A 22,751-nucleotide genomic window follows, 5' to 3' on the forward strand; every position below is an offset into this window, starting at 1 on the left:
GGAGTTGAAACTATGCGAATTGCTTATCAATCTTCTAAAGGTAGAGTACGTGATAAAAATGAAGATAACGTTGGTACGTTTAAAAATGCTTCAAACACAATTTTAGCGGTAATTGCTGATGGAATTGGTGGCAATAACGCTGGTGAGATTGCTTCTAAGATGGCCGTAAACCATATTGGTAGAAAGTTTGAAAAAACAAGTTTTACCAGTCCAGAAGAACTTCAAAGTTGGTTTGGTTATCAATTAGAGTCAGAAAATAGTGCCATTATTGATGAAGCTAATGCCGATGCAAATTTGTATGGCATGGGTACTACCATGGTTGCAGCAGCTGTAAAAGATTATAATAGCTTAATTTTAAATATTGGTGATAGTCGGGCATATGCATTTCATGATAATAAACTAACTCAAATAACTGAAGATCATTCTTATGTAAATGAGTTAGTTAAGCATGGTGATATAACTAAAGCAGAAGCTCAAAATAATCCCTACAAAAATATAATTACTAAGAGTTTGGGTATAAATCGCGATGCTACTGCAGATTTCAGAATTTACAATGCTGAAATTGGCGATCAGTTATTACTATGTACAGATGGATTGACTAACATGGTAAGCGATGAAAAAATTGCGCAAACTTTAGCTTTAGAAATTCCACTAATTGATAAATGTAATATACTGGTCGATTTAGCTAATGAAAATGGTGGTAAAGACAATATTACTGTACTAATTATGCAAAAAGATTCGGAGGTAAATGCCGATGAATAAAGCTTTTATTTTAAATGATCGCTATGAAATTATTGATCATATAGGTAAAGGCGGGATGGCAGATGTATATTTAGCAGATGATCGGTATCTCAATCGTAAGGTTGCTATTAAAATTTTAAGACTAGACTTCCGTAGTAATACACAGGCACAAAAAAGATTCCAGCAGGAGGCTATGGCAGCTTCAGAATTAGATAACAATCATATAGTAGGAATGTATGATGTTGATGAAGATGATGGAATTCAATATTTAGTTATGGAATTTGTTGATGGTCAGAATTTAAAGCAATACATTAAAGAACGTTTCCCAATTCCATATGCCGAAGTTGTAGACATTATGGAACAATTATGTTCAGCGGTTGGAGAAGCTCATAATCATAATATTATTCATCGTGATTTAAAACCGCAAAACGTTTTAATCGATGAAGAAAAATATGTTAAAATTACAGATTTTGGTATTTCAAGAGCAGAATCAAAAAATACAATGACACAAACTAGAAATATCATTGGTTCTATTCACTATCTATCTCCGGAACAAATCAAAGGAAGCATGGCTACTAGACAGTCAGATATTTATTCTTTAGGGATTATTTTGTATGAATTATTGACGGGAAAGGTACCTTTTGATGGAGAAAGTGCTATTTCCATTGCGATCCAGCATTCGCAATCGCCTATTCCGTCTGTAAGAGAATTTGATCCTAGAATTCCTCAGGCATTAGAAAATGTAGTTTTAAAAGCTACCACTAAAGATCCTAATGAACGTTATCAAAATGTAGAGGATATGATGAAAGAATTAGATGTTTCACTAGATGACGCCAATGCTAACGTTGCTAAATTTATATCTAATGATATCAATGAAGATGATGATGAAACCAAAGTCATGCCGTTTATGCCCATTAATGACGAAAAAAAGGACAACGAAAAATCTGCACCAGCAACCAAGATAAAAAATGTATGGATAGTGATTGCCTTGATCGCTATTTTAATAATATTTTTTAGCGGATTTTTCTTAGCTAAAAATAGTAAGATACACAGTTTGACTATTCCTAATAAAGATTTAATCAGCAACATAGAGAATGTAATTATCTCCAAATTTAATAATATAGACTAATGTTACTGCAAAATTAAATCACTTCTCTTATAATATAAGAGAAGTGATTTTTTAAGTGAGGTGATATATTGAAAAAAGGAAAAATTTACCAGCTATTGGCCGGATACTATGACGTTTTTTCAGATGGAAAAATTTATCGTACAAGAGCTAGAGGTAATTTTAGAAAAAAAGGCATCTCTCCAATTGTAGGTGATGATGTTGAGTTTCAAATGGATGATGATAATTTAGGATACATATTAAATGTCCTCCCTAGAAAAAATTCATTGGTTCGGCCACCAATTGCGAATATCGATCAAGCAATTGTTGTGACTGCTGCTACTCAACCAGAATTTTCTAGCAATTTATTAGACCGTCAATTGGTTGCATTAGAAATTAACCATATCACACCAATTATTTATTTCTCAAAAACTGATTTATTGAGTGATGAACAATTTGAATTCTTTATTAACGTTGCTGAAAACTATCGAGAAATTGGTTATGCGGTTATTTTACCAGCGACTCCATTCTCTGATGAATCTCTTGATGAATTAAGAGGCTTATTTGCTAATAAGGAAAATGTAATTATGGGACAAACTGGTGCTGGTAAGTCGACTTTATTGAATCACCTTTCAAAAGATCTAAATTTAGAAACTGGAGAAATATCTCAATCGTTAAACCGTGGTAAGCATACAACTCGTAAGGTATCACTTTTAAATGTAAATGATGGATTAATTGCAGATACACCAGGATTTTCTTCATACGATACTTTTGAAATTGATGCTAAACAATTAGCAGACTATTTTCCAGAATTTAAATCGGCTTCTAAACTATGTCGATTTAGAGGATGTGTGCATGTAAATGAACCAGATTGCCAGGTTAAAACTGATGTATTAGCTGGTATAATAATGCATAGTAGATATGAAAATTATCTATTACTATATACCGATATAAAAAATCGTAAACCAAATTATAAGAAATGAGGAATTTATAATGATTAAAGTAGCTCCTTCTATTTTAAGTGCAGATTATATTAATTTACAAAAAGATATTGAATTAGTTCAAAATGCAGGTGCCGAATATTTACATATTGATGTAATGGATGGAATGTTTGTACCAGCAATTTCATATGGAGCCGGTTGGGTTAAAGCTATTAAACCAGTTACTAATATGGTATTGGATGTTCATTTAATGGTTGAACAACCTGAAAGATACGTAAATGATTTTGTAGAAGCCGGTGCAGATATTGTTGGAGTTCATGTAGAAGCAACTCCACATATTCACCGTGCTTTACAAATGATTAAAGACAAAGACGCTAAAGCTGAAGTTGTAATTAATCCAGGAACTCCTGTTTCTGCAATTGAACCAGTATTATATATGGTTGACCAAGTATTAGTTATGACTGTTAACCCCGGTTTTGGTGGTCAAAAATTCCTTCCTGAAACTATTAAGAAAATTGCCGAATTAGACGATTTGAAGAAAAAAATGGGTTATGATTTTGATATTGAAATTGATGGTGGAGTTAATGATCAAACAGTTGTGGATGCTTATAAAGCTGGTGCAACTGTAGCTGTAGCTGGTTCATATGTGTTTAATGATGCTGATCCAGCTCAAAAAGTTCAATTACTAAAAGACGTTACTAAATAAGCTCATGACCAAGCATTTAAATTTATTGGTTGGTGGTCCCAGTGAGCTTTGGCCAGATACTTTAAAACTTAATCAGGTAACGGGTGATTGGTTGGGGATTGACCGTGGAAACCTATATTTACTTAATATGGGAATAACTCCTCTAGTAGCAATTGGTGATTTTGATTCGCTGACTTCAAGTGAATTTAATTTAGTTAGTCAATCTGTAAAGGATATTCGAAAATCAATTCCTGAAAAGGATGATACAGATACCCAATTAGGATTAAAAATTGCTATTGATGAATATCACGCTGATCGAGTTGATATATATGGGGCTACAGGTGGAAGAATTGATCACTTACTTTCTAATTTATGGTTAGTTCTAGAACCGCGGTTTAAAAAATATGTATCTAAGATTAGAATTATTGATCGACAAAATACTATTAACTATTTTTTACCAGGAGAATACATTATTGAAAAAGAACCTGGTAAAAAATATTTGGGATTTGTATTAATGACGCCGGTTGAAAATTTTAATATTGATGATGCCAAATATACCTTGAAAAATTTTAATGGCAATTATCCATTTTCATTTGCAAGTAATGAATTTATTAAGGATACTGTAAGTTTTAGTTTTGACCAGGGGATTGTTTGCGTTATTCAAAGTAAAGATAACTAAACAAAAAGAGTCGGATAAATTAATTATCCGACTCTTTTTTATTAAATAAAAAAAGACCAATTAGCTTGGCCTTTAGTGTGAGTAAATTAAACTCGAGTAACTTTACCTGATTTTAAAGTTCTAGCAGAAACCCAAACTTTTTTAGGTTTACCATCTACTAAAATACGAACTTTTTGTAAGTTTGGCTTCCAGCTACGACGACTTGCATTTAAGGCGTGTGAACGTTTGTTACCAAAGTGAGTTCTTTTACCAGTAATATAATCTTTTGCCATGGGTAACCAATCCCCTTTCTTTAGCAGTTTTATATTTAAAACATTGCTTTATTCCACTTGAATAATTTATCATAATTACCTTGTTTTTGCAATACCTTTCTTTCAAGTAATTTTACTTGACAGTAGATAATAAATTAAGGAATGGGTTTTAGTTTTTATTAATATTGTGGTAATATAAATTATCATAACTATTATAGAATTACTAAGGAGGCTATTGCTCATGGCCGTTAAGATTAAAACACAACTAGGCATGGTAGACATTGATAATGATGTTATTGCCACTGTTGTTGGTGGTGCAGCTACTGATAATTATGGAGTAGTTGGGATGGCTAGCCAGAATCAATTACGCGATAACGTAAATGATATATTAAAAAGAGACAATTATTCCAAAGGTGTGGAAGTTAAACAAATTGATAATGATATAACTGTTGATGTTTATATTATTGTAAGCTACGGAACTAAAATTTCTGAAGTGTCAAAGAATGTACAATCAAAAGTAAAATATAATCTAGAAAGTATGCTAGGCGTAACTGCTAATTCGGTTAATGTAATTGTCCAGGGCGTACAAGTTATATCAGATTAATATAATTTTACGCACGAACCAAGGAGGATAAGTAGTTGAAAGTAACCAAAATTACCAATACCGAATTTATTGCGATGGTAGATGCAGCAGCCAGCAAACTAAATAAAAATGCTGATTTTATTAATTCATTAAATGTTTTTCCGGTTCCTGATGGTGACACTGGAACTAATATGAGTCTTTCACTTGTTAGTGGAAAAAATTATGTAAATAAAGAAACTAGTGATTCAGTTAGTGACCTTTCCAATGCTCTTGCTAAGGGATTACTAATGGGTGCTCGTGGAAATTCAGGCGTAATTTTATCACAAATTTTTCGTGGGTTTTCAAAATCAACTAATGGAAAATCATTCCTAACAGCGCAAGATGTAGCTGATGCTTTTGTATCAGCTACAGAAACAGCATATAAGTCTGTAATGAAACCTACCGAGGGAACTATCTTAACAGTTGTTAGAATGGGTGCCCAAGCCGGTAAAGATACTGCTAAACAAACTGATGATATTGCTGTAGTTATGGATGCGATTTATCAAAATGCTAAAGATGCTTTGGAAAAAACTCCAGAACAACTTCCAGTCTTAAAACAAGTTGGAGTAGTAGATTCTGGTGGTCAAGGATTGACTTTTGTATTAGAAGCTTTTGATGATATTTTAAATGGTCGTGAGGCTAAAAGTGATGAAGTATATCAACCTAATGATTCTGAAATGAGTGAGATGATTGATTCGGCTCATCACCAAAGTGTCCAAAGTAAACTTAATCCTGAAGATATAGTTTATGGATATTGTACCGAGATCATGGTTAGAATTGGTCGTGGTAAACAAGTTGAACATGAATTTGAATATCAAGAATTCTATGATTATTTATCTAATTTAGGTGATTCATTATTAGTTGTTAATGATGAAGAAATTGTAAAAGTGCATGTTCACACTGAATTTCCGGGTAAGGTAATTGCTTGGGGACAATCATTTGGTGATTTAGCTAAAGTAAAAGTTGATAACATGCGTTTGCAACAAGAAACAATTATCGAACGTGATGAATCTTTAAACCAAGAAGAAGCTGATGATAGTACTGAAACTAAGGAAACGGCTGTTATTGCAGTTTCAACTGGTGAAGGATTAACTAAACTATTTAAGAGTTTAGGGGTTACTAATGTTATTAGTGGTGGCCAAACTATGAATCCAAGTACCGAAGATATTGTTAATGCTATTAACGAATCAAATGCTAAAAAAGTAATCGTATTACCAAATAATAAAAACATCTTTTTATCTGCTGAACAAGCAGCCCAAGTTTCTGAAATACCAACGGAAATCATCCATAGTAGAACTATTTCACAGGGAATTACTGCTATGCTAGGTTATAATCCAATGGCCTCATTAAAAGAAAATGGGGCTTCTATGGAAGCTAACCTTGGTACTGTTAAATCAGGACAAGTAACAGTTGCTGTTAGAGATACTACACTAGATAATTTAACCATTAAAAAAGATCAATATATGGGAATTGTTGATGGTAAAATTGAAATTGTTAATGATAGTTTAACTGAGTCTACTGTACAAATGGTAGCTAAAATGTTAGATGATACTAGCGAAGCTATTACTATTATCTGGGGATCTGATACAGATGAAAAGACTGCTAATAATATAAAAGATGAAATTCTTAAATTGGATGATGAACTTGAAATTGAAGTTCATGAGGGCGATCAACCAATCTATCCATTTTTGATATCAGTCGAATAATAAAAATATTGAAAAATAAAAGTTTGGCATTTGCCAAACTTTTATTTTTATAGGGAGGTTAAGAAATGTATGAGAGATTAAATGATTTAGTCAGTGAAATTTCTGGAGTTGGTCCGAAAAAACAGGTTGCGTTAAATAAACTTGGAGTTAATAGCATAATTGACTTATTAACGTATTTTCCACGACGTTATGATGACTTAACGGTTAAGAAAGTTAGCGATACCAATGATGGTGAAAAAATAACCGTTAAAGGTAAAATTTTAAACGTACCAACTTTAACTAGGTATGGATACAAAAAAAGTCGTTTGAATTTTCAAATTGTAACTACTAATGAAGAAGTCATTTCAATTACATTTTTTAATCAACCATGGCTAAAAAAACAAATCGATATTAACCAAGAAGTTGCCGCTTACGGTACTTACGATAAAATGCGTAATCAACTTCAAGGAATGAAATTAATTTCTAATTTAAACAACAACTCATTTGATGCCATATATCCAGCCAATAAGGATATTAAAGCTACTGCCATTAAGCAAATTGTTAAAGCAGCATTAGATGAATACCAAGAAGATTTAGTTGATTTTATTCCTAGCAGCTTAAGAAGCCATTATCTATTGGAGGATTTTAACAGTACTATAAAGAATATTCATTTTCCAACTAGTCCCGAGATGGCTCAAAAGGCCGTTAGAACGGCTAAATTTATGGAATTTTTCTTATTTTCAATGCGAATGCAGTTATTAAAACACCAACATCGCGTTAAGAAAGTGGATTCTAAAATTGATATTAATCAAATAGAGATAAAAAATTTCATAGATAAGCTCCCATTTGAACTAACCGAGTCACAACAAGGAGTGGTTCAAGATATTTTAGCTGATTTAGGTAGTGAGTATTCAATGAATCGTTTACTACAAGGGGATGTTGGTAGTGGGAAAACTATTGTAGCTACTATCGCTATTTGGGCGACTTTTTTAGCTAATAAACAGTCAGTAATTATGGCACCTACCGAAATTTTGGCAGAACAGCATGCTAATAAGTTGGCTAATTTATTAGCTCCATTAGGAGTAAATATTGGATTACTAACAGGATCAACAAAACCAAAAGCTAGAAAATTATTATTACCAATGATTAAATCTGGAGAGATTGATTTAGTGATTGGGACCCATGCCCTATTTCAAGACCAAGTAGAATATTCTGACCTATCATTAGTAATAATTGACGAACAACACCGATTTGGGGTTAATCAACGTAACCAATTAAGTAATAAGGGAAGGGCTACTAACGTGTTATCAATGACAGCCACCCCCATTCCACGAACGCTAGCCATGACTAATTATGGTGAATCAGATGTATCAATTATTAACGAATTACCCAAAGGAAGAAAACCAATTAAGTCTGCTTGGATCAAGTCTGATAAAATTGAATCGGCCCTTCGCTTCATGCGCAAACAATTATCTAAAAATGAGCAGGTTTATGTAGTTACTCCGTTAATAGAAGAATCTGAAGCTATGGAAATGAAAAATGCTGTTGCAATTTATGAAAAATTAAAAAATGAACTGGGCCCAGAATATAAGGTCGGGTTACTTCACGGACAAATGAGTAATGAAGAAAAAGACCAAATTATGCAAGATTATAAGGATAACTTGTTTCAGGTTTTGGTTTCAACGACTGTAATTGAAGTTGGTGTAGATGTAGCTAATGCCACTACCATGGTTATATTTGATGCGGATCATTTTGGCTTGGCTCAGTTACATCAGTTAAGGGGTCGAGTTGGTCGTAGTGACAAGCAGTCTTACTGTATTTTTATTGCTGATCCTAAAAATGAAATTGGTAAGAAAAGAATGAAAATAATTTCAGATAGTTCTGATGGATTCTACCTATCACAAAAAGACCTAGAATTAAGAGGTCAAGGAGATTTAACGGGACTAAAGCAATCTGGTTTACCTACCTTTAAAATAGGTGATCCAATTGGAGATTTAAATATATTAACGGTTGCTAATCTTGAAGCTCAGAAAATTGTTAAAGAAAGTAATTGGCAAAGAACTCAAGAAAATGTACAATTGTTTCAGTATTTAAAAACAACTACTAAGTTAGTTGTTGATTAAGGAGTGAGTGAATTGAAAATTGCTGTTGATGCTATGGGTGGAGATTTTGCACCTAAGGCAATCGTCCAAGGAATAGAACAAGCTAGGGATGCTTATCCTGAAATTGAATTTTTATTGTTTGGTCAAAGTGATAAAGTAAATCAATTTTTAAAAAATAGTGATCGCATTACGGTTATCCAAGCTGATGAAATTATTGAAATGGAAGATGAACCAGTTAAATCAGTTAGAAATAAAAAGAATTCCAGTTTAGTTTTGGCTGCCCAAGCAGTTAAAGATGGCCAAGCTGATGCTTTCTTTTCAGCCGGAAATAGTGGTGCGGTATTAGCTGCTGGATTATTTATAATTGGCCGAATTAAAGGAATTGATCGTCCAGGTTTAACAACTCAATTACCAGTTATGCTAGAAGGCGAAAATGATCAATTTGTTATGTTAGATGTCGGAGCAAATGCCGATACTAAAGTATTAAACATGTATCAATATGCCTTCATGGGTAAATTTTATGCTCAAAACATTTTAAAAATTAAAAACCCTAAAATTGGCTTACTAAATAATGGTACTGAAGATGATAAAGGGGATAAAAACCACAAACGAGTACATGAATTATTAGCTCAAAACAAAGAGTTTAATTTCATTGGAAATGTTGAATCGCGTGAATTACTTAATGGTGTAGCTGATGTGGTAGTAACTGATGGATTTACAGGTAATGCTGTTTTGAAGAGTATTGAAGGAACTGCTTTAACTATGCTAAAATTAATTAAGAGTAGTGTATCTGATGGAGGAGTTAAAGCTAAACTAGGAGCATTAATGCTTAAGGATAGTTTTAAACAAATTGCCAATAAGATGGATTACTCTAAGCAAGGCGGTGCTTTATTATTAGGTGTTCAAGCACCAGTAGTTAAGGCACATGGTAGTAGTAAAGAAACCGTTGTTAAAAATACAATTGGACAAATCAAAACTATCATCGATTCTAAATTAATTGATGATTTAAAAGATTATGTAAATAACAATAAAGAAGAATTAGATAGAATTAAAGAAGACGTTAAAAATAATGCTTAATTCTATTTACATTCGAATAAATTAAAATTATATAAGGTGATAAACATGCAAAGAGAAGAAGTTTTAGCAAAAATGACTGATTTAGTATCTGAACAATTTGATATTAGTAAAGACAAGATTACTGGTAGTTTAAATTTTCAAAATGATTTGGATGCTGATTCAATCGACTTAGTAGAATTTGTATTAGATCTTGAAGATACTTTCCATGCAGAAATCTCAGATGAAGATGCAGAAAAATTGAACACTATTGACGAAGCGGTTGATTTCATTGTTTCAAAACAAGAAGCATAATTAGATTATCTACAAATTGAAATTAGTTCCTTTTAGGAATAATTTCAATTTTTTATTATTAAATTTAATTTTTACTAGGAGGTACATTTTGATTAAAGGATTAAATGAAATGTTAATCAAAGATTTCGGCATTCATTTTAAAAATTTTGATTTATTAAACGAGGCTTTTACTCAAGCATCATATGTAAATGAACATAAGGGACATCATTTAAAATATTATGAACGTATCGAATTTTTAGGAGATGCGGTTTTACAATTAGTTGTATCGGAATATATCTTTAAAAGATACCCTAATTTGCCTCAGGGACGTTTAACTCGTTTAAGAGCTGCTATGGTTAATGAAAAAAGCTTTAGTAGTTTTGCTAGAGAATGCCATTTTGATGAATATATTCGTTTAGGTAAAGGTGAAGAAAAAGCCAATGCTCGCCAACGCGATTCATTATTATGTGATATTTTCGAATCCTTTATGGGTGCATTATATTTGGATCAAGGCAAACCAGCAGTTGAAAAGTTTTGTGGTGAAGTTATTTTCCCTAAACTAGATCAAGGAGTATTTGATGAGTTTTTTGACCACAAAACAGAGTTACAAGAATTGGTACAACAAGACGGACCAGTTAAAATCGAGTATATTTTGATTGATGAATTTGGCCCTGAAAATGATCGCCAATTTAAAGTACGTTTATTGATTGATAATCAAGAGTTAGGCATCGGAATTGGACATTCCAAAAAAGGCGCCGAACAAAAAGCAGCTCAACAAGCTTTAAAAAAATTAGAAGCAAATGATAATAAATAGTTGGAAGTTGGAATAAAAGGTGCAACTAGAATCGATACAAATTTACGGATTTAAATCTTTTGCTGATAAGACTACTATTAATTTTCCGACTGGGGTTACTGGAATTGTGGGTCCCAATGGTAGTGGTAAAAGTAATATCACTGAAGCAGTACGTTGGGTATTAGGTGAACAGTCAGCAAAATCATTACGAGGAAATAAAATGCCTGATATAATTTTTTCAGGTTCTGAAAAGAGACGGTCGCTAAATTATGCTACCGTTTCTTTGTTGTTTAATAATTCAGATCAATACATTGAAAATACTTTTAATGAACTAAAAATAACTAGAAAATTATTTAAAAATGGTGATAGTACCTACTTAATTAATGATCGTGAATGTCGTTTAAAAGATATCACTAGTTTGTTTATGGATACTGGATTAGGTGAAGGCAATCTATCGATTATTTCTCAAGGAAACGTAGAAAAAATTATTAATAGTAACGCATTAGAACGTCGTTCGATTATTGAAAATGTAGCGGGAATTTATAAATATAAGCAACAAAAACAAATTGCTAATAAGAATATACTTTCCACTAAAGATAATCTTAGTCGTATTAACGATATTATTAGTGAGGTCGGTAGTAGATTAGATCCATTAAAACAACAGCAACAACTTGCAAAAGAATATTTAAATCAGACTAGTAAATTAGAACATTTAAATAAGATTAAATTAATCTTGACCTCACAACAATTAATAAATGAAATTGATGTTCAAGAAAATTCAATTAAAGACAAATCAGATAAATTAAGTGAATTAGAGGTATCTCTGGATAATTTACAAACTCGTAAATCTAATCTTAAACAAGAGCTATTAGCTTCTAGGAACTTATTGGATGATAAGCAAGCCAATTTATTAAAACTATCGAATCAAATAAAGGATGCCGAAAATAAATTAGCATTACTTAAACAAAAATCAAATTTTAAAACTCAGGATTTAGAGCGTATGCACCAAGACCTAGATTCTCTAAAGTCTAAGCAAGCTAACTTGGTTTTAAACCTATCAGAGATTGATTCGCAAATTGAGCTAGCTAAGAAAAAAATTGCTGACCATCAAAAAGACATTGAATCACCTAAAACCGGGACATCCGTGGAAGATATCAATCGAGAAATTGCTGATTTAAGGAACAAATATGTAGAGTTAATTAAGCAGCAAACTAAACTAAGTAATCAAATTGAACATCAGCAACAAAATGAACGTTATTTGGAAAATTATCAAGTAAGCAATAAACATGTCCGGCAAGAAGTGGCGGATTTAGAAGATGAAATTAAATTATCTGAGAAACGTTTAAAAAATGTTTTAAATCAAAAATCAAGTAAGCAAGCTCGCTTAAGTGATATCGACACACAAATTTCACAAATAAAATTGCAGTTAAACCAAGTTAGAAGTAATTGGTTAGAGGCGTCTAAGGTATTAGAACAAGCTAAAATTAAGCTAACTAATTTAAGAGAAATACATGATAGTTTTCAAGTTTTTTACCAAGGGGTTTCGAATTTATTAAAAAACAAGGCTAAATTTGAAGGAATTATTGGTCCGGTCGCAGATGAAATTAAGATTGATGAAAAATATTTAACTGCTATTGAAATTGCTTTAGGCAACCAAGCACAAAATGTGATTGTAAAGGATGAATTAGTCGCTAAAAATATTATTCGGTATCTATCTAACAATAAATTGGGTAGGGTAACTTTACTACCGTTAACTACGATTAAGGAAAAATCAATTTCTGTGGATAAGAGAAAGATTATTTCGAAAGTTCCTGGATATGTAGGAATTGCGAATGAGTTAATTAAATTAGATAAAAAGCTAATCTCGGTTGGAAAATTTTTATTAGGAAATGTGATTATTGCTGATAATTTAGATAGTGCCAATGCTATTGGTCAAGCCATTAATTATCAGAATCGAATTGTTACTCTAGATGGACAAGTAGTCAACGTAGGTGGATCAATGACTGGAGGTAATGTTCGTTCCAATCAACAAGGAATTTTATCTCAAAAACAAGAAATTGATAATTTAGTCAATTCAATAAGTAAAATGGAACAGTTACTAATAGAAAAAGAGAGTCTAGTAAAACAGGATCAATCTAAGCTAGACGAGACTACAACCGAACGTCAAAAAGTGCTATCATCCATTAGTGAACTAACCATAACCATTAATCAATTAAATAAAGAAATTTCTTTTAATTCTGTTAGATTAAGTAAGTTAAAAGAACAATTGGCCAAACAAGTTCACGATAAGTTAGATGAGTTATCATCTGATGAGTTATCGGTGAAGCTAGCTGAAGTCGATCAACAAATTGTAGAGATTGATCAACAAATTATCGATAAGGATAATGAATTATCACAAGTTAAGCTAATTAATCAAGAAACTCAAAACGATTTACTAGTAGTTAAACATGACTTAGCTAGTTATCAAGATAATAAATCGGTTATTCAAAGAGATTTAGAGTTAATTGAGCAACAAGTAAACCAATTAATTAATAATATTAGAAATAATAAATCAACTAATATCCAAGAAATAAACGCTTTGAATGATATGATTCAAGAATTAATTAATTCAAAAAATGATGAATTTAATAATATTAAAAATATTAAGGAAAATATTGCTGATTTTGAGAATAATTTGGATAAAATTGATAAAATATTACAAGATACTCAAACCAATGTATTATTAAGTAAGCAAGCCGTTCAAAGTTTAACTGGTGAATTTAATCAATCTAAGGAATTATTGAATAAAAATTTTGCTAAATTATTAAATGATTATGGATTATCCCAAGAAGATGTTCACGAATTTGATGATAAAGAATATGATTTGGAAGAAACGTTAGTTCATATTAGATTGATAAATCAAAGCATTGATGAATTAGGAACAGTTAATATCAATTCAATTGATGAATATCAATCGGTCAATGAACGTTATAATTTTTTATGTCAACAACGAGATGATTTGCTTAAGGCAAACGAGCAATTAGAGCAATCTATGAAAACTATGAATCACACAATCTCAACTAAATTTAAAGATGCCTTTGACCAAGTATCAGGTAATTTTTCTAAAACTTTTAAGGCAATGTTCGGTGGCGGAAAAGCAGAATTAGTTTTAACGGATCCAGATAATATTTTGGACAGTGGAATTGAAATTATGGCGATGCCTCCAGGAAAGAGTCTTCGTGACTTGTCATTGCTATCTGGTGGAGAAAAAGCTCTTACAGCAATTAGTTTATTATTTGCTATTTTAAAGGTTAAACCCGTACCATTTTGTATTTTAGACGAAGCGGAGGCTTCACTTGATCCGGCTAATGTAGATCGATTTGCAAACTATCTAACACAACTAGATGATCAAACTCAATTTATAGTGATCACTCATCGTAAGGAAACCATGAAGTATGCAGACCAGTTATATGGAGTTACGATGCAAGAATCCGGAGTTTCTAAAGTAGTAACTGTTAAATTAAAAAACTTAATTCAAGGAGTAGAGTAAATGGGATTATTTGATATCTTTAAAAAAAGATCTAAAAATAAAAATACTGAACCAGAAAAAGATCAACCAATTGAAAATAATAACAATGAAAATGAACCAGTTAATGCTGAGCCAACTAAGAATGAGGTAAATGAGCCTAAATTAGCACCTAATGATTCACAAAAGGATGAACCTACCACAGTTAATGAAGATTCAAATGACTCAGAAGAGCCTAAAAAATCTGAAAATTTAGCGGCTAAAGATGATGATTCAGAGAAAACTCCTGATAATTCACAGACTAACAATGTTAACCCAGATAAGACATCATTAGATACTGATGATCAATCGTCAGCGGCTGATAATATAGAAAGCCAAAATACTGCATCGAAAGATGATAAAAGCGATTCAAATATCGCCGAAAAAGATAACGATTCAGCAGATAGTTCATTAAGTGATGATCAAGATAAATCTGAACTAGATAAAACATCCTCAGTAGAGGAAGAAACTAATGTTGACCAAGCAAAGACAAGCGATACTCCAGCTGAAGATAGCGATAATAAAGAAGCTGTTTATGAACGTGGGTTAGCTAAGTCGAGATCTTCTTTTGGTAAAAAATTAAATGCCTTATTTGCTAACTTTAGAAGTGTTGATGAGAATTTTTTTGATGATTTAGAAGACACTTTAATTGAATCAGATGTTGGTTTTGAAACGGCATTAAGCATTACAGATGAACTTAGAGATGAAGTTAAACTTCGTAATGTTAAAAAGAGTGCGGATGTTCAAAATGTCGTCATTAAAAAATTAATTGACTTATACGATCAACAAGGTAATGGAGAATCTAATGCAGTTAATATGGCTTCTTCTGGACCTACTGTGATTTTATTTGTTGGTGTTAATGGAGTAGGTAAAACTACTACAATTGGTAAAATGGCTAAAATGTACAAGGATGAAGGCAAAAAAGTTATTTTAGCTGCTGCCGATACTTTTAGAGCGGGAGCCATTGAGCAATTAAACGTTTGGGCTAAACGTGATGGAGTTGATATTGTTAAGGGAAAAGAGCATGGAGACCCTTCAGCAGTTGTATATGATGCAGTCACAAAGGCTAAAAACGAAAATTATGATATTTTATTAGTGGATACAGCTGGACGTTTGCAAAATAAAGTTAACTTAATGAATGAATTAACTAAAATGAAAAAAGTTTTAACTAGAGAAATTCCAGATGCGCCACATGAAGTATTATTAGTATTGGATGGAACTACCGGACAAAATGCTATGAACCAAGCTAAAATATTTAAAGAAGCCACTGAAGTAACCGGAATTGTTTTAACGAAATTAGATGGAACTGCTAAAGGTGGGATTGTTTTAGCAATTAGAAATGAACTTCACTTACCAGTTAAATATGTTGGTTTAGGTGAAAAAGTTACTGATTTACAAGTGTTTGATCCTAATGAATTTGTCTATGGATTATTTAAAGGCTTGATATCATAAAATTAAAACAGTCGCTATGTTAATTTATAATATAGGGACTTTTTTTATTAGTTCTATTGACTATTGAAGTCCATATAAGGTAGGCTATATTAGGTAAATTGGGTTGAAAGGGATTTTCTAAATGGAACTTGAAAAAAACAATTATATTAATTCATTATTTGAATTTTATCAGTCACTATTAACTGATAAACAAAAAAGCTATTTAGAATTATATTATGCTGATGATTATTCTTTAGGAGAAATTGCTGAAGAATTTAGTATTAGCCGCCAAGCGGTTTATGATAATATCCGAAGATCCGAAAAATTATTACAACAATATGAAGATAAATTGGGGTTATACCGTCTTTATCAAGCAAGAAATCAAAAATTAGATCAAATTAGTATGTATGTTGCTGAAAATTATGCGAATGACCAACAGCTAATTAAAATGATTAAAAATTTGGAAGTTACTGAAGAAGAATAGATGAGAGTGGTGAAATTATGGCTTTTGAAGGATTAACTGAAAGATTACAAAATGCTATTAAAAATTTACGTGGTAAGGGTAAAGTATCGGATGCAGATTTAAGAACAACCATGCGTGAAATTCGGTTAGCTTTACTCGAAGCGGATGTTAATTTTACGGTAGTTAGAAACTTTGTAAAGATTGTAGAAGAACGTGCTAAAGGTGCCAAAGTTTTAGAAGGACTTAATCCATCTCAACAAATTGTAAAAATTGTTGATGAAGAATTAACTAAAATGATGGGTGAAGAAGCCGTTCCTTTAAATAAATCTAATAAAATTCCTACAATTATTATGATGGCTGGTCTTCAAGGGGCTGGTAAGACTACTACAGCTGGGAAGTTAGCTTTAAAATTAAAAAAAGAAGAAAACGCTCGTCCTTTATTAATTGCTGATGACGTTTATCGTCCTGCGGCTATTGATCAATTAGAAACCGTTGGTAAAGAAATTGATGTTCCAGTTTTCCAAATGGGTACTGACACTGATCCAGTTGAAATTGTTCGTCAAGGGTTAGAACAAGCTAAAAATGACCATAATGACTATGTCATTATTGATACAGCGGGTCGTCTTCAAATTGATGAAAAATTAATGGATGAGTTAAAAAATATTCAAGATTTAGCACATCCTGATGAAATTCTGTTAGTTGTAGATGCCATGACGGGTCAAAATGCGGTAGCTACAGCTGAAGGATTTAATGATGCTTTAGGTATCACTGGGGTGGTATTAACTAAATTAGATGGTGATACTCGTGGTGGTGCTGCCTTGTCAATTCGAGCAGTGACTGATAAACCCATTAAGTTTGTTGGTCAAGGCGAGAAGATGAGTAACCTAGATGTCTTTTATCCTGATAGAATGGCATCTAGAATTCTTGGAATGGGTGATCTATTAACCTTAATTGAAAAAACTCAACAAGAATATGATGAAAATCAAGCCAAAGCCCTATCTGAAAAGATGCGAGAAAATACTTTCGACTTTAATGATTTTTTGGATCAATTAGAACAAGTCCAAAAAATGGGACCATTGGAAGATTTAATTAAAATGATTCCGGGAATGGCCAATAACCCAGCATTGCAAAATGTTAATATGGATCCTAAAGATATGGAACATATTAAAGCAGTCATTTATTCTATGACTAAGCAAGAACGTGAAGATCCTGATATTTTAAATCCATCCAGAAAACGTCGTATTGCTGCGGGATCCGGAAGACCTATTCAAGAAGTTAACCGAATGATCAAACAATTTAATACCATGAAGAAAATGATGAATAAAGTTTCTAATGGTAATATGGGCGATATGCAAAATATGATGAATGCTGCTGGAATGAATGGATCTGGTATGGGTGGAAAACTTTCAAATCTAGCAATGAAGCAAATGGGTCGCCGAATGAAAAAGAATAAGAAGAAACGTTTAAAAGCTAAGCGCAAATAATAATTTTATGGTGTAAAGAAAAAAACCTTTACAACCTATCGAAATGCTGTTATATTATTAACGTTAAAAGATTTATAGGAGGTGTATCACATGTCAGTTAAAATTCGTTTAAAGAGAATGGGTTCTAAAAAACGTCCATTTTATCGTGTAGTAGTTGCTGATTCAAGAAGTCCTCGTGACGGTCGTTTCATCGAAACAGTTGGTACTTACAATCCACTAACTCAACCAGCTGAAGTTACTCTTAAAGAAGAAGAAATTCTTAGTTGGTTAAACAATGGTGCCCAACCATCAGATACTGTTCGTAACTTATTATCAGATGCTGGTATCATGCAAAAATATCACGAAGCTAAGTACGCAAAAAAATAGTGAGTGAAAATCATCATGATTAATATTGATGAATTAATTAAAACCATAATTATACCGTTAGTTGATTTTCCTAACGATATTCAAATTTTACAAAGTGATACAGATAGATTTATCGAATATCATTTAGTTTTAAATAAGAGTGACGTGGGACGAGTAATTGGTAAGTACGGTCATGTAATTCAAACAATTAGAACGATTGTATATAGCATTCCAGTTATTGGAAGTAAAAAAGTTCGCTTAATTGTTGATGATGTAAAAAAATAGGTTCTTAAATGAAACGGTTGTTTTGTTTAGGAACCTTTTTTGTTATAAACGAAGGAGGATTGAACAATGGAGTATTATAATATTGGGAAAATTGTTAATACCCAGGGAATTCGTGGAGAAGTGCGAGTAGTCTCAGTAACTGATTTTCCTGAATTAAGATATCAAAAAGGCAATATAGTATTTGCTCAATTACCTAATAAAAATGAATTGGTACAATTAGAAATTGATGGAGTAAGAAAGCACAAAAACTTTATTATTTTACATTTTAAAGGTATGGATAATATCAATGATGTGGAATTTTTAAAACCATCTGAACTTAAAATCAGCGAAGAAGCAATTTCTGAAGATGATCTAGATGAAGGTGAGTATTACTATCATCAAATTATTGGCTTGGATGTATATGACTTAGATGAAAATAAGCTAGGGACTATAAAAGAAATTTTATCACCTGGGGCAAATGATGTTTGGGTAGTTAAACGACCTGGTAAGTCAGACCTATTATTGCCTAAAATTGATCAAGTTATTAAAAAGGTTGATTTAGAAAACCATAAAGTAACGGTAGAATTGTTAGAGGGTCTTGAGTAATGCGAATTGATGTATTGAGTTTATTTCCAGAAATGTTTGTCGGTCCGATGCAAGAGTCGATAATTGGTAAGGCAATCAAAAATGATATTTTGGATCTTAATATTACTAATTTTCGTGAATTTACAACTGATAAACATCGACATGTAGATGATTCACCATTTGGTGGGGGTCAGGGAATGCTCCTACAAGCTCAACCAATTATTGATGCTTATGAAAGTATTAAGCAACAGGTTTCATCAGAGGGAAAGCAAGTTGGTAAAGTAATTCTAATGGACCCCGCTGGTAAGAAGTTTGAGCAAGCGGATGCTGAAATGTTGGCTAAAGAAGAACAAATTACTTTTATTTGTGGTCATTATGAAGGTTATGATGAACGCATTCGCACCATTGTCACTGATGAGTATTCATTAGGTGATTTTGTATTAACCGGTGGAGAATTACCAGCCATGGTTATGATTGATGCAACAACTAGATTGCTACCAGATGTTTTAGGAAATGCCGCCTCAGCGGTTGAAGATTCATTTTCAATGGGATTACTAGAAGGCCCTCAATATACCCGACCAGCTGATTTTAGAGGAATGAAAGTTCCTGAGGTACTTACTAGTGGTGATCATAAAAAAATCGCTGATTGGAATCAAAAAGAATCTTTAAGACGAACTTATTTGCGTAGACCGGATTTAATTGATCATAGTAAATTAACTAAACGTCAAAAAGAATTATTCTTAGAAGTTCGAATTGAAGAGGAAAATCGAAACTAATTTCATCATTAAAATAAGCCTTTACACATTCTTTATTTATATGGTAAACTTTTATTTGGCTAAAAGCCCTATAAACAATATTCCGCTGTCCAGTAGATAATGAATGTTGGCGAAAGGAAGATTTATTTATGCGTCAAAATCAATTGATTCAAAGTATTAACGAAGGTCAACTTCGTAATGATATTCCAGATTTCCGTGCCGGAGATACTGTTAAGGTTTACGTTAAGGTTGTTGAAGGTACCCGTGAACGTATCCAATTATTTGAAGGTGTAGTTATTAAACGTAAAGGTGCTGGAATCCAAGCAACTTATACTGTACGTAAAGTAAGTAATGGTGTTGGTATTGAAAGAATCTTCCCATTACACTCACCACGTGTTGATAAAATTGAAGTTGTTCGTCATGGTCGTGTACGTCGTTCTAAACTTTACTACTTGCGTGACTTACAAGGTAAGGCTGCTCGTATTAAAGAATCACGTCGTCCTCGTAAATAATTTATTTAAAAAGAACTTAGCAATTTTGCTAAGCTCTTTTTTTATTTATAAGTTATTAACAGTCATTTAGTTATTAAAACTATTAGGAGTATATAGTTTACAAATTATTTAAATGGATATATTATTGTCAATAATCATAATTAATATATTGTAGTTTTTGGGGAGGTAATATTATGACTGAAAAAAATGATTATGCTAGTGCATTACGTCGCCTAAAAAGTAAGAACAAAAAAACCAATAATCGTGCTAAAAAGGTTATTCACGATATTAAAAAGTCAGCTAAACATGATAAATAATAATAAAAGGTCTAAGAAGATATCTTCTTAGACCTTTTATTATTATTTGATTTATGATTCTGTTAAGAAAGTATAAATAAGGGTTAACATTCGGCATATTAAAGAATATAATATTCAGAAATTAAAATTTAAGAGGTAATCAAATGACAACGATTTGTGCAATTAAACATAATGGTCATACAGCAATGGCTGGTGACGGACAAGTTACTATGGGTGAAAAAGTAATTATGAAAGGTACTGCGCATAAGGTACGTCGCATATACCACAACCAAGTGGTGGTAGGATTTGCCGGAAGTGTTGCCGATGCATTTAATCTTGAAGAAAAATTTGAAAAGAAATTAGAACAATATGACGGTGACTTAACACGAGCTTCAGTTGAATTAGCTCAAGAATGGCGAGGAGACCAAGCACTTCAAAAACTAGAAGCACTATTAATAGTTATGAATAAAGATGATCTTTTAATGGTGTCTGGGTCTGGTGAAGTTATTGTACCAGATGATGATATTTTAGCTGTTGGATCTGGTGGTAATTTCGCTTTAGCCGCAGCAACTGCGTTAAAGCATAATAGTGATTTAGATGCCAAAAGTATTGTAGAGAAGTCAGTTAATATTGCTGGTGGAATCGATATCTTTACTAACCAAAATGTAATTTCAGAAGTATTATAAGGAGAAATATATAATAATGAACGAAACAAATTTAACTCCCAAAAAAATCGTAAGTATTTTAGATCAATATGTAATTGGACAAGATACTGCTAAAAAATCAGTAGCGATTGCTTTACGTAATCGTCAAAGAAGAATGCTTTTATCAGAACAAATGCAAGAAGAAATCTCTCCTAAGAATCTATTAATGATTGGCCCAACTGGAGTTGGTAAAACTGAAATTGCTCGCCGACTAGCTAAAATTGTTGATGCGCCTTTTGTTAAAGTAGAAGCAACTAAATTTACTGAAGTTGGTTACGTTGGTGGCGACGTAGAATCAATGATTAGAGATTTAGTGGAAAATGCAGTTCAACTTGAAAAAGATATTGCCTATAAAGACGTCCACGCTGATGCGGTACGCCAAGCTAATGAACAACTAGCCAAATTATTAGTACCAGCTAAATCAAAAAATAAAAATAATGACGATCAATCAGCAAATAATTTTATGGAAATGCTAAATAAAATCCAAAAAGGTGAAATGCCTAATCTAGATTTAAATGAAAAAACTGAAGAAGTTACTGAAGAAGTCAAAACTGAACGTCAAAGGGTTTTAGATAAATTAAATGCTGGTTTATTAGAAAATGATCAAGTTGAAATTTTAGTTGATAAGCCTACTGCTAATGTCGGTGGCCAAAATGAAATGTTAAATCAAATGGGGATTGATTTAAATGATACGCTTTCCAATATTATGCCTAAACAACAGATTAAACGAACTACGTCTGTTAAGGATGCTAGAGAAATTTTAACTAATCAAATCCAAGAAAACTTAGTTGATCAAAATGACCTTTCATATAAGGCTATTAAACGCGCCGAAGACACTGGAATTGTATTTATTGATGAAATTGACAAAATTACTGGTAGTGGTAAGCAAAATAACGGTGAGGTTTCTAGAGAAGGGGTCCAAAGAGATATCTTGCCAATTGTGGAAGGAACTAAAGTGAAAACTAAATATGGTATGGTGGATACAAATCATATTTTATTTATTGGATCTGGTGCTTTTGCCAATAGTAAACCAAGTGATCTAATTCCAGAATTACAAGGTAGATTTCCAATTCGAGTAGAATTAAATGACCTAAGTGCCGAAGATTTTGTTAAAATATTAACAGAACCTAATAATGCACTAATTAAACAATATATTGCATTAATTGGTACTGATAATATTAAGGTTACTTTTACTAAAGAAGCAGTCGAAGCAATTGCTGCAATTGCTGCAGATGTAAATAAAAACACTGATAATATTGGTGCTAGACGTTTGCATACTATTCTTGAAAAATTATTAGAAGATATTTTATATGAAGGACCAGATATGCAAATGGGTGAAATTACAATTACTGAACAATATGTTAATGACAAAGTAGGTAATTTAGCTAAAGATCAAAATCTATCAAGATATATTCTATAAAATCTTTTGTGAATGGGG

Annotated in this window: 23 protein-coding genes and 1 pseudogene; 23 read left to right on the plus strand and 1 reads right to left on the minus strand. The window is 32.1% G+C overall.

The window, feature by feature from the left end; genetic code table 11:
* Window positions 1–12: 12 nt before the first annotated feature.
* The 5 genes and pseudogenes from LHL71_RS02795 (at window position 13) to LHL71_RS02815 (ending at window position 4,151) form a co-directional block, all read left to right on the plus strand.
* On the plus strand, window positions 13–762 hold the full coding sequence (locus tag LHL71_RS02795; protein WP_227361505.1) for a Stp1/IreP family PP2C-type Ser/Thr phosphatase: 750 nt from the start codon (window positions 13–15) through the stop codon (window positions 760–762).
* Window positions 755–1,645 (plus strand): annotated as a pseudogene (gene pknB, locus LHL71_RS02800) (Stk1 family PASTA domain-containing Ser/Thr kinase); the annotation flags it as partial. The gene LHL71_RS02795 and the pseudogene pknB, both read left to right, overlap by 8 nt.
* A 293-nt stretch (window positions 1,646–1,938) precedes the next feature.
* Window positions 1,939–2,829, plus strand: a complete 891-nt coding sequence (gene rsgA, locus LHL71_RS02805; protein ID WP_227361506.1) for a ribosome small subunit-dependent GTPase A — start codon at window positions 1,939–1,941, stop codon at window positions 2,827–2,829.
* 10 nt (window positions 2,830–2,839) lie between these two features.
* The gene (rpe, locus tag LHL71_RS02810) at window positions 2,840–3,493 is read left to right on the plus strand and encodes a ribulose-phosphate 3-epimerase (protein WP_227361507.1); all 654 of its coding nucleotides are present in this window, start codon (window positions 2,840–2,842) and stop codon (window positions 3,491–3,493) included.
* A gap of 4 nt (window positions 3,494–3,497) precedes the next feature.
* Window positions 3,498–4,151, plus strand: a complete 654-nt coding sequence (locus tag LHL71_RS02815) for a thiamine diphosphokinase (protein WP_227361508.1) — start codon at window positions 3,498–3,500, stop codon at window positions 4,149–4,151.
* An 86-nt stretch (window positions 4,152–4,237) separates the two neighbouring features.
* Here the strand turns inward: LHL71_RS02815 and rpmB are convergent, their stop codons facing one another.
* On the minus strand, window positions 4,238–4,423 hold the full coding sequence (rpmB, locus tag LHL71_RS02820) for a 50S ribosomal protein L28 (RefSeq protein WP_227361509.1): 186 nt from the start codon (window positions 4,421–4,423) through the stop codon (window positions 4,238–4,240).
* A gap of 220 nt (window positions 4,424–4,643) precedes the next feature.
* On the opposite strand from rpmB, the gene LHL71_RS02825 reads away from it, so the two are divergent.
* The 18 genes from LHL71_RS02825 to hslU all read left to right on the plus strand — a co-directional run bounded on the left by LHL71_RS02825 (window position 4,644) and on the right by hslU (window position 22,733).
* Window positions 4,644–5,006, plus strand: a complete 363-nt coding sequence (locus LHL71_RS02825) for an Asp23/Gls24 family envelope stress response protein (RefSeq protein ID WP_227361510.1) — start codon at window positions 4,644–4,646, stop codon at window positions 5,004–5,006.
* 35 nt (window positions 5,007–5,041) lie between these two features.
* Window positions 5,042–6,730, plus strand: a complete 1,689-nt coding sequence (locus LHL71_RS02830; RefSeq protein WP_227361511.1) for a DAK2 domain-containing protein — start codon at window positions 5,042–5,044, stop codon at window positions 6,728–6,730.
* A gap of 65 nt (window positions 6,731–6,795) precedes the next feature.
* The gene (gene recG, locus LHL71_RS02835; RefSeq protein WP_227361512.1) at window positions 6,796–8,832 is read left to right on the plus strand and encodes an ATP-dependent DNA helicase RecG; all 2,037 of its coding nucleotides are present in this window, start codon (window positions 6,796–6,798) and stop codon (window positions 8,830–8,832) included.
* 12 nt (window positions 8,833–8,844) lie between these two features.
* The gene (plsX, locus tag LHL71_RS02840; RefSeq protein WP_227361513.1) at window positions 8,845–9,888 is read left to right on the plus strand and encodes a phosphate acyltransferase PlsX; all 1,044 of its coding nucleotides are present in this window, start codon (window positions 8,845–8,847) and stop codon (window positions 9,886–9,888) included.
* 45 nt (window positions 9,889–9,933) lie between these two features.
* Window positions 9,934–10,179: an acyl carrier protein gene (gene acpP / locus LHL71_RS02845; protein WP_227361514.1), complete on the plus strand. Its 246-nt coding sequence runs from the start codon at window positions 9,934–9,936 to the stop codon at window positions 10,177–10,179.
* Window positions 10,180–10,267: 88 nt separating this feature from the next.
* Complete coding sequence (gene rnc, locus LHL71_RS02850) at window positions 10,268–10,972, plus strand: ribonuclease III (RefSeq protein ID WP_227361515.1); 705 nt, start codon at window positions 10,268–10,270, stop codon at window positions 10,970–10,972.
* 19 nt (window positions 10,973–10,991) lie between these two features.
* Entirely contained in the window at window positions 10,992–14,480 is a 3,489-nt protein-coding gene (gene smc / locus LHL71_RS02855; protein WP_227361516.1) for a chromosome segregation protein SMC, read from the plus strand.
* A complete protein-coding gene (gene ftsY, locus LHL71_RS02860) occupies window positions 14,481–15,947 on the plus strand; it encodes a signal recognition particle-docking protein FtsY (RefSeq protein WP_227361517.1) in 1,467 nt (488 codons plus the stop codon).
* Window positions 15,948–16,068: 121 nt separating this feature from the next.
* The gene (locus LHL71_RS02865) at window positions 16,069–16,410 is read left to right on the plus strand and encodes a putative DNA-binding protein (protein ID WP_227361518.1); all 342 of its coding nucleotides are present in this window, start codon (window positions 16,069–16,071) and stop codon (window positions 16,408–16,410) included.
* Window positions 16,411–16,427: 17 nt separating this feature from the next.
* Window positions 16,428–17,873: a signal recognition particle protein gene (gene ffh, locus LHL71_RS02870; RefSeq protein WP_227361519.1), complete on the plus strand. Its 1,446-nt coding sequence runs from the start codon at window positions 16,428–16,430 to the stop codon at window positions 17,871–17,873.
* A gap of 90 nt (window positions 17,874–17,963) precedes the next feature.
* Window positions 17,964–18,239, plus strand: coding sequence for a 30S ribosomal protein S16 (gene rpsP / locus LHL71_RS02875; RefSeq protein ID WP_227361520.1), 276 nt, complete (start codon window positions 17,964–17,966; stop codon window positions 18,237–18,239).
* 15 nt (window positions 18,240–18,254) lie between these two features.
* Window positions 18,255–18,503 (plus strand): KH domain-containing protein, encoded by a 249-nt coding sequence (locus tag LHL71_RS02880; protein WP_227361521.1) that lies wholly within the window; start codon window positions 18,255–18,257, stop codon window positions 18,501–18,503.
* A 66-nt stretch (window positions 18,504–18,569) separates the two neighbouring features.
* Window positions 18,570–19,088, plus strand: a complete 519-nt coding sequence (gene rimM / locus LHL71_RS02885; protein ID WP_227361522.1) for a ribosome maturation factor RimM — start codon at window positions 18,570–18,572, stop codon at window positions 19,086–19,088.
* The gene (gene trmD, locus LHL71_RS02890; RefSeq protein WP_227361523.1) at window positions 19,088–19,843 is read left to right on the plus strand and encodes a tRNA (guanosine(37)-N1)-methyltransferase TrmD; all 756 of its coding nucleotides are present in this window, start codon (window positions 19,088–19,090) and stop codon (window positions 19,841–19,843) included. Before rimM ends, trmD begins: the two co-directional genes overlap by 1 nt.
* Before the next feature lie 128 nt (window positions 19,844–19,971).
* The gene (rplS, locus tag LHL71_RS02895) at window positions 19,972–20,334 is read left to right on the plus strand and encodes a 50S ribosomal protein L19 (protein ID WP_227361524.1); all 363 of its coding nucleotides are present in this window, start codon (window positions 19,972–19,974) and stop codon (window positions 20,332–20,334) included.
* A 173-nt stretch (window positions 20,335–20,507) separates the two neighbouring features.
* Window positions 20,508–20,630, plus strand: a complete 123-nt coding sequence (locus tag LHL71_RS02900; protein WP_227361525.1) for a putative metal homeostasis protein — start codon at window positions 20,508–20,510, stop codon at window positions 20,628–20,630.
* Between the two features lie 143 nt (window positions 20,631–20,773).
* Window positions 20,774–21,295 (plus strand): HslVU peptidase proteolytic subunit, encoded by a 522-nt coding sequence (gene hslV, locus LHL71_RS02905; protein WP_227361526.1) that lies wholly within the window; start codon window positions 20,774–20,776, stop codon window positions 21,293–21,295.
* 16 nt (window positions 21,296–21,311) lie between these two features.
* Window positions 21,312–22,733 carry an ATP-dependent protease ATPase subunit HslU gene (gene hslU, locus LHL71_RS02910; RefSeq protein ID WP_227361527.1) on the plus strand — a complete coding sequence of 474 codons (1,422 nt, stop codon included), beginning with the start codon at window positions 21,312–21,314 and terminating at the stop codon, window positions 22,731–22,733.
* The last annotated feature ends 18 nt before the right edge of the window (window positions 22,734–22,751 follow it).

The sequence above is a fragment of the Lentilactobacillus laojiaonis genome (genome assembly GCF_020616595.1).
GTDB classification, from domain to species: Bacteria; Bacillota; Bacilli; order Lactobacillales; family Lactobacillaceae; genus Lentilactobacillus; species Lentilactobacillus laojiaonis.